Origin of the sequence: Myxococcus xanthus, from assembly GCF_013116825.1 — a bacterium.
GTDB classification, from domain to species: Bacteria; Myxococcota; Myxococcia; order Myxococcales; family Myxococcaceae; genus Myxococcus; species Myxococcus xanthus_B.
In genome coordinates this window covers 17861-32178 of record NZ_JABFNS010000002.1, presented here as the reverse complement: position 1 = coordinate 32178, position 14318 = coordinate 17861, and the positions used below count along the sequence as shown (strand labels likewise).

Annotated in this window: 8 protein-coding genes; 5 read left to right on the top strand and 3 right to left on the bottom strand. The window is 71.5% G+C overall.

The features are described from left to right. Positions 1 to 34 precede the first annotated feature (34 nt). The 3 genes from HNV26_RS00945 to HNV26_RS00935 all read left to right on the top strand — a co-directional run bounded on the left by HNV26_RS00945 (position 35) and on the right by HNV26_RS00935 (position 3709). Entirely contained in the window at positions 35 to 868 is an 834-nt protein-coding gene (locus tag HNV26_RS00945) for a MetQ/NlpA family ABC transporter substrate-binding protein (RefSeq protein WP_171439350.1), read from the top strand. Between the two features lie 98 nt (positions 869 to 966). Continuing rightward, the gene (locus HNV26_RS00940) at positions 967 to 1902 is read left to right on the top strand and encodes an MBL fold metallo-hydrolase (protein WP_171439349.1); all 936 of its coding nucleotides are present in this window, start codon (positions 967 to 969) and stop codon (positions 1900 to 1902) included. Between the two features lie 31 nt (positions 1903 to 1933). Beyond that, entirely contained in the window at positions 1934 to 3709 is a 1776-nt protein-coding gene (locus HNV26_RS00935) for a M14 family metallopeptidase (RefSeq protein ID WP_171439348.1), read from the top strand. A gap of 116 nt (positions 3710 to 3825) precedes the next feature. On the opposite strand, the gene cglD is transcribed toward HNV26_RS00935, so the two are convergent. Beyond that, on the bottom strand, positions 3826 to 7215 hold the full coding sequence (gene cglD, locus HNV26_RS00930) for an adventurous gliding motility lipoprotein CglD (protein WP_171439347.1): 3390 nt from the start codon (positions 7213 to 7215) through the stop codon (positions 3826 to 3828). A gap of 216 nt (positions 7216 to 7431) precedes the next feature. On the opposite strand from cglD, the gene HNV26_RS00925 reads away from it, so the two are divergent. Continuing rightward, entirely contained in the window at positions 7432 to 8259 is an 828-nt protein-coding gene (locus tag HNV26_RS00925) for a TIGR02266 family protein (protein WP_171439346.1), read from the top strand. Between the two features lie 5 nt (positions 8260 to 8264). Then, positions 8265 to 9188 carry a serine/threonine-protein kinase gene (locus HNV26_RS00920; protein ID WP_171439444.1) on the top strand — a complete coding sequence of 308 codons (924 nt, stop codon included), beginning with the start codon at positions 8265 to 8267 and terminating at the stop codon, positions 9186 to 9188. A gap of 15 nt (positions 9189 to 9203) precedes the next feature. Here HNV26_RS00920 and HNV26_RS00915 read toward each other — a convergent pair whose 3' ends face one another. Beyond that, positions 9204 to 13046, bottom strand: a complete 3843-nt coding sequence (locus tag HNV26_RS00915) for an AAA family ATPase (RefSeq protein WP_171439345.1) — start codon at positions 13044 to 13046, stop codon at positions 9204 to 9206. After that, entirely contained in the window at positions 13043 to 14287 is a 1245-nt protein-coding gene (locus HNV26_RS00910) for an exonuclease SbcCD subunit D C-terminal domain-containing protein (protein WP_171439443.1), read from the bottom strand. The genes HNV26_RS00915 and HNV26_RS00910 overlap by 4 nt, the downstream gene beginning before the upstream one ends. Positions 14288 to 14318: the final 31 nt, after the last annotated feature.

The window sequence follows — 14318 nt, the reverse complement described above, 5'->3', positions numbered from 1 at the left end:
CCTCTCCTCACCGTTGCCCCTGGAGTCTCCCGACATGAAGTCCCCCTCTCGTTCCCTGCTCACCCCGCTGCTGCTCTCCGTGACGCTGCTGCTCACGGCCTGCCAGAAGCAGGAGGCGTCCTCGGGCGAGTCCTCCGGCGTCCGCACGTTGAAGGTCGGCGTCAACCCGGTGCCCCACGGAGAGATTCTCCGCGCCGCCGCCGCCGTGGCCCTGCGCGAGGGCGTGCGCGTCGACGTGGTGGAGTTCACCGACTACGTCCAGCCGAACATCGCGCTCTCCGACAAACAGCTCGACGCCAACTACTTCCAGCACGTGCCCTACCTGGAGCGCTTCGCCGGAGACAGGAAGCTCGCGTTGACGAGCGCCGGCCCGGTGCACCTGGAGCCCCTGGCGCTCTACTCCACGAAGTTCCATCAGCTCGCGGAGCTGCCGGAGGGCGCGCAGGTGACGCTGCCCGCCGACCCCAGCAACCTGGCGCGGGCGCTGCGCCTGCTCGAAGCCCAGGGCCTGCTGCGCCTGCGCGAGGACGCGGGCGCCACGGCGACGGTGCGGGACGTGGTGGGCAACCCGCGCAAGCTCAACCTGCGGGAGATTGATGCGGAGCAGCAGCCCCGCACGCTGGAGGACGTGGCCGCCGCCGTCATCAACGGCAACTACTTCCTGGAGGCCCAGAAGCACCTGAAGCTGGACGCGAAGGTGCTGGCCCGCGAGGCCGCGCGGGAGAACCCCTACGCCAACGTGCTCGCCGTGCGTCAGGGTGACGAGCAGCGCCCCGAGGTGCGCACGCTGGTGAAGGCGCTCCAGTCCGACGACGTGCGCCGCTACATCGAGTCCACCTACGGCGGCGCGGTGGTCCCCGCCTTCTGACGGAGGCCACGTCTTCCTTGCGCGCCGCGCCCGGTCCGAGCATGACAGGGGCACGCGCGCGGGGCCCTCCCATCCCCGCCAGACGAGGGAGCGAGCACATGGCCTTGCGGTTCAAGAACCTCGATGGCAGCGGGCCGCAGCCGTTCAGCAGCATCTTCAAGTGGGCCGTGGCCGACAAGCTCGCCGGCCGCCGCCGCAAGGCCCCAGCCCGCGCCGAGGTCCCCCGCGTGGAGCCCGACCTCGCGCTGCTCGCCACGCCGCCCGCGACGGGAGAAGGCGCGCGGCTGACGTGGCTGGGGCATGCGAGCTGGCTCGTGCAATTGGACGGACTGTCGCTGCTCATCGACCCGGTGCTGCGCGACGTCATCAGCGGCGTCATCCGGCGCAACGTCCCGCCCGGCGTCCCCATGGAGAAGCTGCCGCCCATCACCGCCAGCCTCGTCTCCCACAACCACTACGACCACCTGGACCTGCCCACGTTGGAGAAGGTGGGCGCGCCCATCGTCACCGGCCTGGGCCATGCGCCGGTGTTCCGGGGCTCGGGCCTGGACGTCACGGAGCTGGACTGGTGGCGCTCCACGCAGGTGGGCCCCGTCACGGTGCACTTCGTCCCCTCGCAACACTGGAGCCGGCGCGGCCTCAACGACGTCAACGAGATGCTCTGGGGCGGATTCGTCATCGAAGGCTCCAGCGCCCGCGTCTTCCACTCCGGCGACACCGCCTACTTCGAGGGCTTCAAGGAGATTGGCCTGCGCTACCCGGGCATCGACGCCGCGATGCTGCCCATTGGGGCGTATGACCCGGCCTGGTTCATGCGCCGTCAGCACATGAACCCCGAGGAAGCCGTGCAGGCCTTCGAGGACCTGGGCGCCGCGCGCTTCCTGGCCATGCACTGGGGCACCTTCAAGCTCACCGACGAGCCGCTCGACGAGCCGCCCCGCCGCCTGGACGCGGAGTGGACCCGGCGGGGCCTGGCGCCTGAGCGCGTCGAAGTGCTGCCAGTAGGCGGAACACTCACCGTGCGCCACGGTTGAAACCCACCAGGGGCTATGTTGTGGGAAGGGCATGCTCCTGCCCACCCTCCTCGCCATGACGCTGCATCAGGCACCGTCGTCCCTCACCACCGTCTCCGAACAGAGCGGCTGGACGCGCACGGGCCGCTACTCGGAAGTGGAGTCCCTCTGCCGCGCCTTCCCCAAGGCGTTCCCGGGCAAGGTCCGCTGCGACACGATTGGCACCACTCCGGAAGGCCGGCCGCTGCTCGCGCTCGTCGCCAGCGCGGATGGCACCCTCACGCCCGCCGCCGCGGCGCGCAAGCAGCGCCCCGTCGTCTTCTTCCAGGGCGGCATCCACTCCGGTGAGATTGACGGCAAGGACGCGGGCTTCTGGCTGCTGCGCGACCTGCTCGTCGGGAAGGAGCAGCCCGGCATCCTCCAGCGCGTCACCGCCGTCTTCGTCCCCGTCTTCAACGTGGACGGCCATGAGCGCTTCGGCCCCAACCACCGTCCCAACCAGAATGGCCCCGAGGAGATGGGCTGGCGCGCCACCGCGCAGAACCTCAACCTCAACCGCGACTACGCCAAGGCGGAGGCCCCGGAGATGGTGGCCCTGCTGAAGTACCTCCACGCGTGGGACCCGCTCGTCTACGCCGACCTGCACGCCACCAACGGCGCCAAGTTCGAGCATGACGTGTCCGTGGGCATCGAGCCGCAGAAGTCCGGACCGGCCGCGCTGCGCGAGCTGGGCGTGAAGCTGCGCGAGGAGCTCTTCACCGAGCTGGAGTCCCAGCAGCACCTACCCGTGCCCTTCTACCCGTCCTTCATCGAGGACGATGACCCCAGCTCCGGCTTCGCCTACGGGGTGCCGTCGCCGCGCTTCAGTCATGCCTACTGGGCCGCGCACCGCCGCTTCGGCGTGCTGGTGGAGACGCACTCGTGGAAGCCCTATGCGGAGCGCGTGAAGGCCACGCGGCATGTCGTGGCCAGCCTGCTGCGGCTGGTGGCGCGTGACGGCGCCGCCCTGCGCGCGGCGGTGAAGGCAGCGGACGCGGCGGACGCGGCCGGCAAGACGCGCGAGGTGGTGCTCGCGTGGAAGAACACGGAGCAGAAGCGGACCATCGACTTCCGGGGCTACGCCTATGAGCGGGGCGCCTCCGACGTGTCCGGTCAGACGTGGATTCGCTACGACGACACGAAGCCCCAGGTCTGGAAGGTGCCCTACTTCGAGGAGATTCAGCCCGCGCTCACCGCCTCGCTGCCCGCGGGTGGCTACCTGGTGCCGCCCGCGCACGCCGCCTGGGTGGAGGCGAAGCTGGCCGCGCACGGCCTGCGCTCGCAGCGCCTCTCCAAGCCCGTGGCCAGCGCGGCGGTGGAGCGCTTCCGCGCCACCGAGGTGAAGTGGAGCATCCAGTCCGTGGAGAACCGGCAGACGCTCAACGTGAAGGGCGCGTGGGCGCCGCAGTCACAGGCCCTCCCCACGGGCACGCTGTACGTGCCGGTGGCGCAGGAGGGCGTGGAGCTGGTGGCGCACCTGTTTGAGCCCACGGGGCCTGACTCGCTGCTGTCCTGGGGCTTCTTCAACGCCCACTTCGAGCAGAAGGAGTACGTGGAGGACTACGTGCTGGAGCCCTTCGCGCGGGAGCTGCTCGCGAAGGACGCTTCGGTGAAGGCGGAGTGGGAGGCGAAGCTGAAGGACCCGGCCTTCGCCAAGGACGCGCGCGCCCGCCTGCGCTTCTTCTATGAGCGCCACCCGGCCCGCGACGTCCAGCTCCGCGTCTACCCGGTGCTGCGCATCCAGGCCGCGCCCCAGGGGCTGGCGGCGGTGAAGCCCGCGAAGCCGTAGAGAGTCTGGCCATGAAATGAAGACGCCCCGGAGCCAGCAGGCCCCGGGGCGTTTTTCATTCAGCCCTGCCGACTCCGGCCTCCTTCTTCAACGAAGGCCGGAGCGCTTCCGCATCATCAGCCGATGATGCCTTCGCAGGCGCAGTAGCTCTGGTTGCAGACCGCGTTCGGACCGCAGCCGCCGCAGTCCGACTTACAGGCACAGGCGCACGTGTTGGGGTCCGCCTGGTACCGGTCACCGCAGTTCAGCGCGGCCGTGTCACACACGCAGCCGCACGTGTTCGAGTCGAACTTGAAGCCCGGCGCGCAGGTGGCCGACTGGACGCACGAGCACGAGCAGGTGTCCGTGTTGCACGTCTCGTAGGTGCCGCACGTGCCGCCGCAGTCCGGCGCGCAGGTGAAGGTGCACACCGCGGGGTCCGTGTTGCACACCTGGCCCGGGTCACCGCCGCCGCCGCAGTCCGCCGGGCACTCGCACTGGTCCGTGGTGCGGTTGCACGTCAGCTTGCCTTCGCAGAAGTCCGGGTCGTTCGGGTCGTGGTACGGGTCCGCCGCGCAGGGCGCGGGGACACCGTTCGGGTTCGTCGTGCGGTCCGTCCAATAGCGGTAGGACAGCGCCGCCTGGGTGGTCCCCGCGTTCTGCGGGCGGCACCCGCCGTAGAAGGACACCGCGCGGCTGATGCCGTCCACGTCGAAGCCGTGGGTGCGGCTGCGCGGCAGGTCACCCGGCGTGGGGCACTGCGACGCGTTCGCCACCGCGTCCATGGCCACCTTCAGCGAGGCGCCGATGGGCGGCTTCTGCGTCCGGTAACCCACCGACGCGATGACGCTGTCGATGATGGCGTTGATGGTGGTGGTGATGGCGTTCGCGTCCCGGATGCTGCCGTACACGCCGCCGGTGGCCTGGATGATGTCCAGGTGCCGCGGGTTCCGGGGGTCTTCCTGGGTCTGGCACCAGGTGCTGGTGTCGTTGGTGGCGTTCTCATGCGGGCAGAGGATGCCGTGCACGTCGATGGGCTGGTTCAGCGGGTTGCGGTTCGTCCCCGAGGTGTTGCCCGTGCCCAGGAAGTACTGGGTGTAGGTCTCGACGGTGTCGGAGGACTGGTCCCGCGTGTCCGTCAGGATGACGACCACGACCTTGGCGCCCACGCGGAAGCGCGTCTCCGCCGTGCCACCGGACGAGGCCAACAGGTTGATGGCCGCGCGAGCGGATTGCAGGGGACGCTCCGTGCCGTTGCCGTCCTGGTTCACCCAGCACTGCGAGTTGGACGAGCAGGTGGTGGGCTGGGTCCCCGCGGGGATGGTGACGATGGTGCACTGGCCGTTGTTGCAGGTGCTGTTCTGCGTCAGCCACGCCCGGAACTGGTTGATGTTCTGCGTGAAGCCACGCAGCACGTTCGAGTTCGGCTCGCCGGTGTGAGTATAGGACGTGCTCACCATCGCCAGGCGATAGTCCAGCGTCGCGTTGGCCAGCTTGGCCGCCACGGCCGAGGCCGCGTTGGCCAGCGACTGCTGCGACGAGGCCATGGAGCCGCTGTCGTCCACCACGAAGAGGAAGTCCACCACCGCCTGCCGCACGGTGAACTTCTCGCACTGCACCGCGTCCGCGTCGCCGAACTGCGCCAGCGCCGAGCCACCCGCCGTGTCCGCCGTCGTGAAGAGGCTGCCCGCCTCGTTGTAACGAGACGTCGGGGTAATGGCCATCACCACCACCACGCTCTGGTCGGAGCGGTGCACGTACTGCGCCTGCATGGTGAAGGGTCCGGTGATGCCGGCCGTTCCCGTCAGCTCTCCCGTGCTTCCGGGCACCAGCGAGCGGGTCAGGGTGTTGGTGAACGCCTTCAGGTCCGCGCCACCCGCCAGGCCGTAGCGCGCCGACAGCGCGGCGTAGCCGTCCCAGGTGGTGAAGGTCTGCTGGAAGTCACGCGTGGCGGTGTTGAACGACGCGGAGCGGATGCCCGCCTCGTCGTTCGTGGGGTTGGACGACGAGCCCACGCGGCCGCGCTTGTACGCAATCAGCGTCACCTGCTTGGTGGCGTCCCAGCCGATGATGCCCACCGCGTTGTTGCCATCGCGGATGGTGCGCAGGTTGGCGTCCGTGAAGGTGGAGGGCAGCGCCAGCCGCAGGTCCGCGCCGTTCTCTTCCTTGAAAGTGACGGTGCGCAGGTTGGTCGTGCGGCAGGCCTGACCCGCCGGCGTGTTGGCCGCGCCGTCGGCGGAGTCGTTCGGGTTCAGCTCGCCCGCGTCCACGCGCCCGTTCTGGTTGGCGTCCTCCGCGCCGTCCTGGATGCCGTCACCGTCGCTGTCCGGGTTCGTCGGGGACGTGGTGGTGGTCGGGTCCGCGTCGCCCACGTAGCCACAGTTCTGACGCGGCGCCTGCGCCGTCGCCACACCCAGCTCCAGGCCGTCCAGCAGGCCGTCACCGTCCGTGTCGGGGTCGGTCGGGTCCGTCTCGCCCGGGTCCACGCGGCCGTTACCGTTGGTGTCCTCACCGCGGAAGCCATTGCGGCCCGGGCCGTCCTGGAGACCGTCGCAGTCGGTGTCCGTCAGGCGGGGGTCCGTCTCACCAGCGTCCACGCGGCCGTTGCGGTTCTTGTCCTCGACACCGTCCTGGATGCCGTCGCCGTCCGTGTCGGCGTTGTTCGGGTCCGTGCCCGTCGCAACCTCCACCGAGTCCGGGATGCCGTCGAAGTCGGCGTCCGGAATCGACGCGGCGCAGTCCGCCACGCGCGGGTCCGTCTCGTTGCCGTCCACGATGCCGTTGCGGTTGACGTCCTCGTCACCGTCGCTGCAGGTGTCGCCGTCCGAATCCGGGGCGAGCGGGTTGGTGCCGGTGCGCGACTCCAGGCCGTCATCCAGGCCGTCGCCATCCGTGTCGCGCTTGCGCGGGTCCGTCTCACCGGGGCTCACCACGCCGTTGCGGTTGGCGTCCTCCGCACCGTCCGACAGGCCGTCACCATCCGAATCGATGGCGTTCGGGTCCGTCTCGCCCGGGTCCCTCCGGCCGTTGCGGTTGAGGTCCTCCAGGCCGTCCGGGATGCCGTCGCCGTCCGTGTCCGCCAGCACCGGCGAGGTGCGCGTGGCCGTGTCCTGGTCACCGGGGAAGTTACAGCGGGGGTCGGGGCTCGAGGTGCGGCCCACCTCCACGCCGTCGCGGATGCCGTCGCCATCCGTGTCGCGCAGGCCGGGGTTCGTCTTCGCGCCGCCAGGATAGAGGGTCGCGAACTCCTCCGCGTCCGTCAGGCCGTCACAGTCGGAGTCCTTCGTCGAGTTGTCAGGGTCATCGATATCCGTGGGCACCAAACCCGGGTCTGGGTCCGGATCCACTATCACGCCCGCGTCTTCTTCAAGCGGGCCGGCATCCGTACCGCCGTCCGAGTTACCGTCGGGGCCTCCATCGATGTTCGGTTGTGGCTTGGGGTCAGGGTCGCTCCCACCGCCGCAGCCAGTCAGCAACGACGCTGCCAGCAACGCGCAGGAGAAGTACCTCATCAGGGAGTTGCGCATCGTCTTTGACTCCAATGACTCCGACTCCAGGTGGGGGGTGAGTCGAAGCAGACTTCCATAATAGAGAACAACGCGGGAGTTTCCGAGTACCTGTTCCCCTGGGGCAACCCTGAGTCGGGGTCTGGATGATCCCAGTCCAGTAATGTGGCTGGATTGCGCTCAGGCTGTTGGCAAACGGGGTTCGCGGGTGGGATGGGCTCGGCTATCGTCGCGCCCGTGCCCGTCTTCGGTCTTGCGGCATTGTGGAATGGCTCGGCTCCCCCGGAGCGCGTGGCAGCCTGGGTGGAAGGGATTGGCGAGGTGCTCACCTCCGCGCAGTCACTCCAGCTCGTGGTGGCCCTGCGCCCGGAGGAAGCAGGTATTGAATTGAAGGTGGAGGCTCCAGGCTATCCACGCTCCGCCGTGGAGCGGCTCGCGGAGGACGCGAAGCGCAGCGGCGGCACGTTTGTGGAGCTGTGGCGTCTGCCCAAGGCGGAGCGAGATGCCTTTCGCGCGGCGGCCTTCGGGGGTGGCACCACCTACCGGGGAGACGAATGCTCCGCCGCGGCGCGGGTGCTGCTGCAGCACCTGAGCACGCTGCCCGTCAGCAGCGTGCGCCCCGCGGGGCCCACCGTGGGTGGCGCCGCGGCCTCCGTGCCTCAACCGAGCCCGAAGCCCGCGGAGGCGCCTGCTCCCTCTCCCAGCAACCGGCCTCACCAGGTGCTCGTCCGCCCGCTGGAGGGGCCTCAACGTCGCGGTCGCCGCTTCGCCGTGAAGCTGGAAATGGAGTTCCGGACCGAGTTGGACTTCGTGCGTGAGCACGCCCTCAACATCTCCAACGGCGGCCTCTTCGTGCGCACCGCGCACCGGCCCCTGCCCGACAGCGTCGTCACCGTGGACGTGAAGCTGCCCAACGGCGAACGCCTTCAGGGCGACGCGGTGGTGGTCCACGTGGTGGACGACCCGTACACGGGTGGCGTGGGCCTGGCGTTCCTCAACGACGACGCCACCTTCTCCCAGACGCTGGACGACTACCTGGCGAGCCTCGCGGGTGGCGTGGGCTGAACGTGATGGAGAACGTGCGGGAAATCTGGCCTCGCGACCATGGCCGCTTCCAGCTGCTGTCCCGGCTGGGACGCGGCGGCATGGCGGAGGTGTTTCTCGCGCGGATGCAGCAGGGCCCACATGCCGGAGCGCAGGTGGCCCTCAAGCGCGTGCGTCCCGAGCGCCTGAGAGACGCGGAGGCCCACGAGCAGCTCCTGCACGAAGCCGAGCTCGCCCGCTGCCTGCGCCATCCCTACATCGTCGGCTTCGTGGAGTACGGCGAGCTGCCGGACGGTGGCTACCTGGCGCTGGAGCTGGTGGAAGGCCCCGACCTGGGCCGCGTGCTGGCGCGGTGCCGCCGCCGCCGCATCGAGCTGCCCGTCGACATCTCCGTGCTCATCGTCCGGCAGGTGCTGGAGGCCCTGTCGCACGCGCACCATGCCGTCAGCACCACGGGCCGCCCCCTGGGCGTGGTGCACTGCGACGTGTCCCCGCACAACGTGCTGCTGTCCCGCACCGGGGAGGTGAAGCTGGCGGACTTCGGCGTGGCGCGCTCCCGCGCGGGCGCGGTGCAGGACATCCGGCGGCTGGGCAAGCAGCACTACCGCTCCCCGGAGCTGCTCGCGGGCGACGTGTCCGTGGCCGTGGACCTGTGGGCGACGGCGGTGCTGCTCTACGAACTGCTGGCGCTGGAGTCGCCCTTCCCTTCCGGCCCGGAGGAGCAGGTGGAGTCCTCCATCCGCGGCGGCCGGGTGACCCCCGTGCGCGTGCGCGTGCCCGGCGTCCCCGACGCGCTGGCGCTGGTGCTGGACCGCGCGCTGGCGCCCGTCCCTTCACAGCGCTTCGGCTCCGCGGAGCAGTTCGCCCGGGCCCTGGCGCCGCTGAGCGATGACCGCGTGGCCACGCCCCTGGCCGTGGCCGCGGTGGTGCGCGGGCTGATGGAGACCTGAGCCCGCCAGGGCCCGCTACGCCACCTCCTGCTGACCCATGGAAGGAGGCACCATGCCCGGGTCGCCCTCCACCACCAGCCGGCTGCGCCCGCCGCCCTGCTTCACCACGCGCACCTGCACGCCGATGCGCTCCGCCATGCCGCTGACGTGCGAGATGATGCCCACCTGCCGGCCCGTGGCCTGGAGCGCGTCCAGCGTGGCCAGGGCCACCTCCAGCGTCTCCGGGTCCAGCGTGCCGAAGCCCTCGTCGATGAAGAGCGTCTCCACTTGCGTCGTCTCCGACGAGAGGGACGCCAGTCCCAGCGCGAGCGCCAGGGACACCAGGAAGCTCTCACCGCCGGACAGGCTGGCCACGCTGCGGACCTCGTCGCCCATGTCCCCGTCCACGATTTGGAGGTCCAGGTCGTGTCCGGGAACGCGCATCAGCCGGTAGCGCCGCGCGAGCTCCCGCAGGTGCGCGTTGGCGTGCAGCAGCAAGGCGTCCAGCGTGAGGCTCTGAGCGAAGACCTTGAAGCGCTTGCCGTCGTGCGAGCCGATGAGGTCGCCCAGCACCTTCCACACCTCCGCCGCGCGGCGGCCCTCCTCCAGGGCCGCGGCCTCGGCGCCGTGCCGCGCCCGCGCCGTGTCGTCCGCCTCCAGGCGCGCGTGCAGCGCGGCCTCGGCATGACGACGGGCCTCGACCTCCGCGCGCAGCCGCTCGCATTCGGCGCCCGCGTCCTGCTCGGAGAGCGAAGGAGGACCAGAGTCCTCATGCCGCGCGCGACGCTCGCTTCGCTCCGCCTGCACGGCGGCAGCCTGGGCGAGCGCCTCGCGCAGGGCCGACAGTGCGCGAGCCTCTGCTTCGCGCCAGGCCGCGTCGAAGGCCAGCAGCGTCCGCACGGCCTCCAGCGTGGTCCCACGCGCGGCGAGCAGCGTTGTCAGCGCGGCGCCTTCCGACTCACGCAGGGCCAGCGCCTCCGCCCTGGCGCGCACGGCATCCTCGGCACGCGCGGTGGCGACCTGCGCCGCCTGACGCGCCGCTTCGGCGCGCTCACGTGCCTGCTCGAAGGCCGACTCCGTGGCCTCCAGCCGTGCCTGGAGTTCTGCGCGGACCTCCGCCGTGGGGCGGCCGTTCAGCAGGGCCGCGCGTGCGCGGGTCAGCTCGCCGCGCTCCTGCTCCTTGCGCACGGCGAGGGCCTGATGCTCCTCGGCGTGGCGGGTGCTCACCTCCACCAGCCCCTGCGCCCGGGCGCGGTGACGCTGCTCCTCGGCCTCGCGCTCCTCCGCCTTCAGGCGGGCCTCCTCCTTCCCCTTCCACATCACCACCCGCTCTCCACACTTGCGGCGGAAGGTGGCCGGGTCCTCCTCCAGCTTCCGCTCCCAGCCCGCGTCCGCGGTGAAGACGGGTGACACCTCCGTGAGCACCTGCCGCAGCGTCTGCTCCGCGGTCTCGAGTCGGGCATGGACGTCCTTGAGCACCGACTCCGCGCGAGACAGCGCCTCCTCCGCCCGGCGCAGCGACTCCGCTGCCACCTCGCGCCGGGTGCGCTGCGTCTCCAGCGCCGCGCGGGCCTCGCGCGCGGTGCGGGCCAGTGACTCGGCGGCCTGCTCTTCGGCCTTCAGCGCCGCAAGCCGCTCCGCGACCTCGGCGCGCGCCGCGTCGAGCCACGCGCCCGCCTCGGGCGAGCCCCCTGCCGCCGGTGGCGACGGCGTGCCTGAATCGGGCTCCGTCACGGAGGCGGCGAGGCCGGACACTTCCGCTCCCTCTTCCCGGATGGACTCCAGCCATGAGGCACGCCCCTTCCGCCAAGCCTCGCCGTGCGCCTCCGCCCGGGCCTCCGCTGACTGCCTGCGCGCCTCCGCCTGTCCGGCGCGCGCATTCGCCGCCGCGCGCCGCGCGCTCGCCGCCACCTCCGCCTGGGTGGCCGAGGTCCGCTCCATCTCCAGCGTCTCCACACGCGAAGCTGCTTCCGCGACCAGCCCGTCGAGCGCGGACACCTCGCGCGCGTAGGGGTGCTCTTCCGCGCCACACAACGGGCACGCCTCACCGTCCTTCAGCAAGGAACGGTGGGACGCATAGCCCTGCGTCGCCTGCGCCAGCGACAACGAGCGCTGCGCCTCCTTGAGCGCGGCCTCCGCCTGCGTCCGCCGAGTCTCCGCCGCACGCGCTTCCGCCGTCGCGGCCTCGACCTCCGCCTTCGCCGCCTTCACCTCCGTGCCCGCCTCGCGAGCCTCGGCCTCGTCCGCGACGAGCCCCTCGTGAGCAGCCTTCAATCCCCGCACGGCCTCCTGCCGTGCCAACAGGCGTTCACGCTGCGCCCGCCGGTGTGCGCCCGTCTCCGTCCCCACGGCCGCCTCGGCATGCGTCGCCGCGGCCAGGGCCATCTCCTCCGCACGGACCGCGACATCCCGCTCCTCCCGCCGAAGGCCCACCGTCTCGCGCAGTCCATCCACCTCACCGAGCAGCCGTCCGGACTCCTCACGAGCCTTGCGCCGCTCGCCCTGCGCCCCCTCGTAGCGTTCCAGTTCGCGCTGCCAGCGCGGCCACTCGCTGGTGAGCGCCACCCAGTGCGCCTTCTCCGTCAGCCAGTGCCTCGCGGCCTCCCCCTTGTCCCGTGCCTCGGCCTCGCGCGCGAGCACGGCGTCCAGCTCCGCCTTCGCCTCCAACAGCGCCGCCTGGGACGTCTCCGCCCGCGTCCGCGCCTCACGCGCCTCCTGGGAGACACCTTCCAGCCGCGCATCCAGTCGCGCCGCCTCCTCCAGCGCGGGACGCGTCGCCACCTCCCGCTCCTGCGCCGCGGCGCGCGCGGTCTCCGCCTCCAGTTGCCCCACCCGCCGCGCCGAGACCTCCGACAGCGCCGCCTCTACCTCCGACGCCCGCGCCACCTGCGCAGCCTCCGCCTCCGCCCACCAGCGCTCCGCGGCCTCCACCGCCACCACCGGCCCCCGGAACGCCTCCGCTTCGCGGACCTCCTCCAGCCGTGCCGCGCGCGGCGCCGCCTCCTCCATGGCCGTCCTGGCCGCCTGCGCCTTGGCCTCCGCCGCCTGCTCCGCCTCCCGAAGCCCTGCCCGCGTGACATGCCACGCCGCCGCGCCCTCCGCGTCCTTGAGCAGCGCCTCCACGGTCTGACGCGCCCGGGACTCCTCACCGAGCGCCGCCGCCGCCGCCGCGCGATCTGCCTCTGGCATCAGGGCAATCGCCGCCAATCCCTGCGCCCGCTTCGCCAGCGACTCCTGCTCCGCCTTGTTCTTCTCATGCGCGGCCATGGACAGGCGGCTGTACACCTCCGTGCCCGTCATCCGCTCCAGCAGCTCCGCGCGCTCGCTGGCATCCGCCTTGAGGAAGGCCGCGAACTCGCCCTGTGCCAGCAGCGCCGAGCGACGGAACTGGTCGAACGACAACCCCAGCCGCTCCTGGATGGCGGCCAGCACCTCGCCCTTGGTGCGGCCCGTGAGCTGCCCGGTGACCACGTCCATCAACTGCATTTCCTGGGGCCGGAAGCGCCCCTCGGCGCGGTTGCGCGCGCGCCACACGGACCAGCGCGCCCGGTAGCGCCGCCCGTCCTTGCCCAGGAAGTCCACCTCCGCGTAGCCCTCTCCCGCCCCCCGGCGCAGCATGCCGCGCACGTCGTAGGCGGACAGCCGCGCGTCCTCGTCCTCGTCCGCGCGGCCCACCGGCGCGCCGCCGCGTCCCCCCAGCCGGGGCGTGCGGTCGAACAGCGCCAGGCACAGGGCATCCAGCAACGTGCTCTTGCCCGCGCCCGTGGCGCCGGTAATCGCGAACAGGCCCAGCCGGTCCAACGGCGGCTGGTCCAGCTCCAGCGCGAAGTCCCCCGCGAAGCTCGTCAGGTTGGAACCGCGAATCGCGAGCACCTTCACGGCGACTCCTCCTGCACGTCGGTCAGCAACGTATGGAACGCCTCCAGCAGCGCCAGTGTGGGGGGCTCCTCGAAGTCACGGGCGTAACGCGCGCGGAAGACATCCTCGGGCGTGCGTTCCTTCAGGGAGAGGCCCGGCTGCACCTCCGCCAGCGCGCCGCCCGTCCCGGTATAGGCGGGCGTCAGCTTCACCAGCCGCGCCGCCTTCCCCTCCAGCACCTTCTCCACCTTCTGCCGCAGCGCGGGCTCCGGCCGGGGCAACGACACGCACACCTCCAGGTAGGGCCGCCGCCACTCCAGCGTGTCCGCGTCCTGCGCCGGCAAGCCCTCCAGTTGCGTCAGCACCGCGTCCAGGGGCGCCGCGTCCCGCGAAGGCACGCGCACCATGTCCGTGGTCCGGGGCACGGGCAGGGATTGCACCTCGCGCAGCGCGTCACCTTCCAGCTCCACGAGCAGCACCTGATGCCGGTAGCCCGCCTCCGACAGCGACAGGGGCAACGGCGAGCCGCTGTAGCGAACCCCCTCGCGTCCACCCACCCGCTGGGCCTTGTGCAGATGCCCCAGCGCCGCGTAGGCCACGTCGTCCGGGAACAGGTCCACGGGCAGCGCGTGCTGGTTGCCGCCGAGAATCTTCCGCTCGCTCAACGCGGACAGCTCCGTGCCCGTCATGTAGCAATGCCCCATGGCCACCAGCGCCTGTCCCGCCTGACGCCTGCGCCGCGCCGCGACCAGCACCTCCGCGTACACCGCGCGCACCCCCTCCACCAGCCGGTCTCCCATGTCTCCAGGCACGGGCGGCAGGTCCGAGGGACGCAGGTACGGCACCGCCGCCACCCACGCCCCCACCCGTCCCTTCGCGTCGTGCAGCGGCACCAGCAGCCGCTCCTGGTCCATGGCGCCCCGGGCCCGCGGCAGTCCGCCCACCACGTGCACGCCCAGCGCCGCGAACAGCGGGTCCGGCGCGTCCAGCCGCGCCGCGGAGTCGTGGTTGCCGCCAATCACCACCACGTCCAGCCGGGGCATCCGCCGCCGCGCCTTCGCGACGAACTGGTACCAGGCCGCCTGCGCCTCCGCGCTGGGGTTCGCCGTGTCGAAGATGTCCCCGGCCACCAGCAGCGCATCCACGGACTGCGCTTCCAGGGTCTCCAGCAGCCAGTCCAGGAAGGCCGCGTGCTCCGCATCCCGCGAGACGTCGTACAGCGTGTGTCCCAGGTGCCAGTCCGACGTGTGCAGCAGGCGCATCAAGCGTCCACCCTCCCTCTTTCCCGTGGCG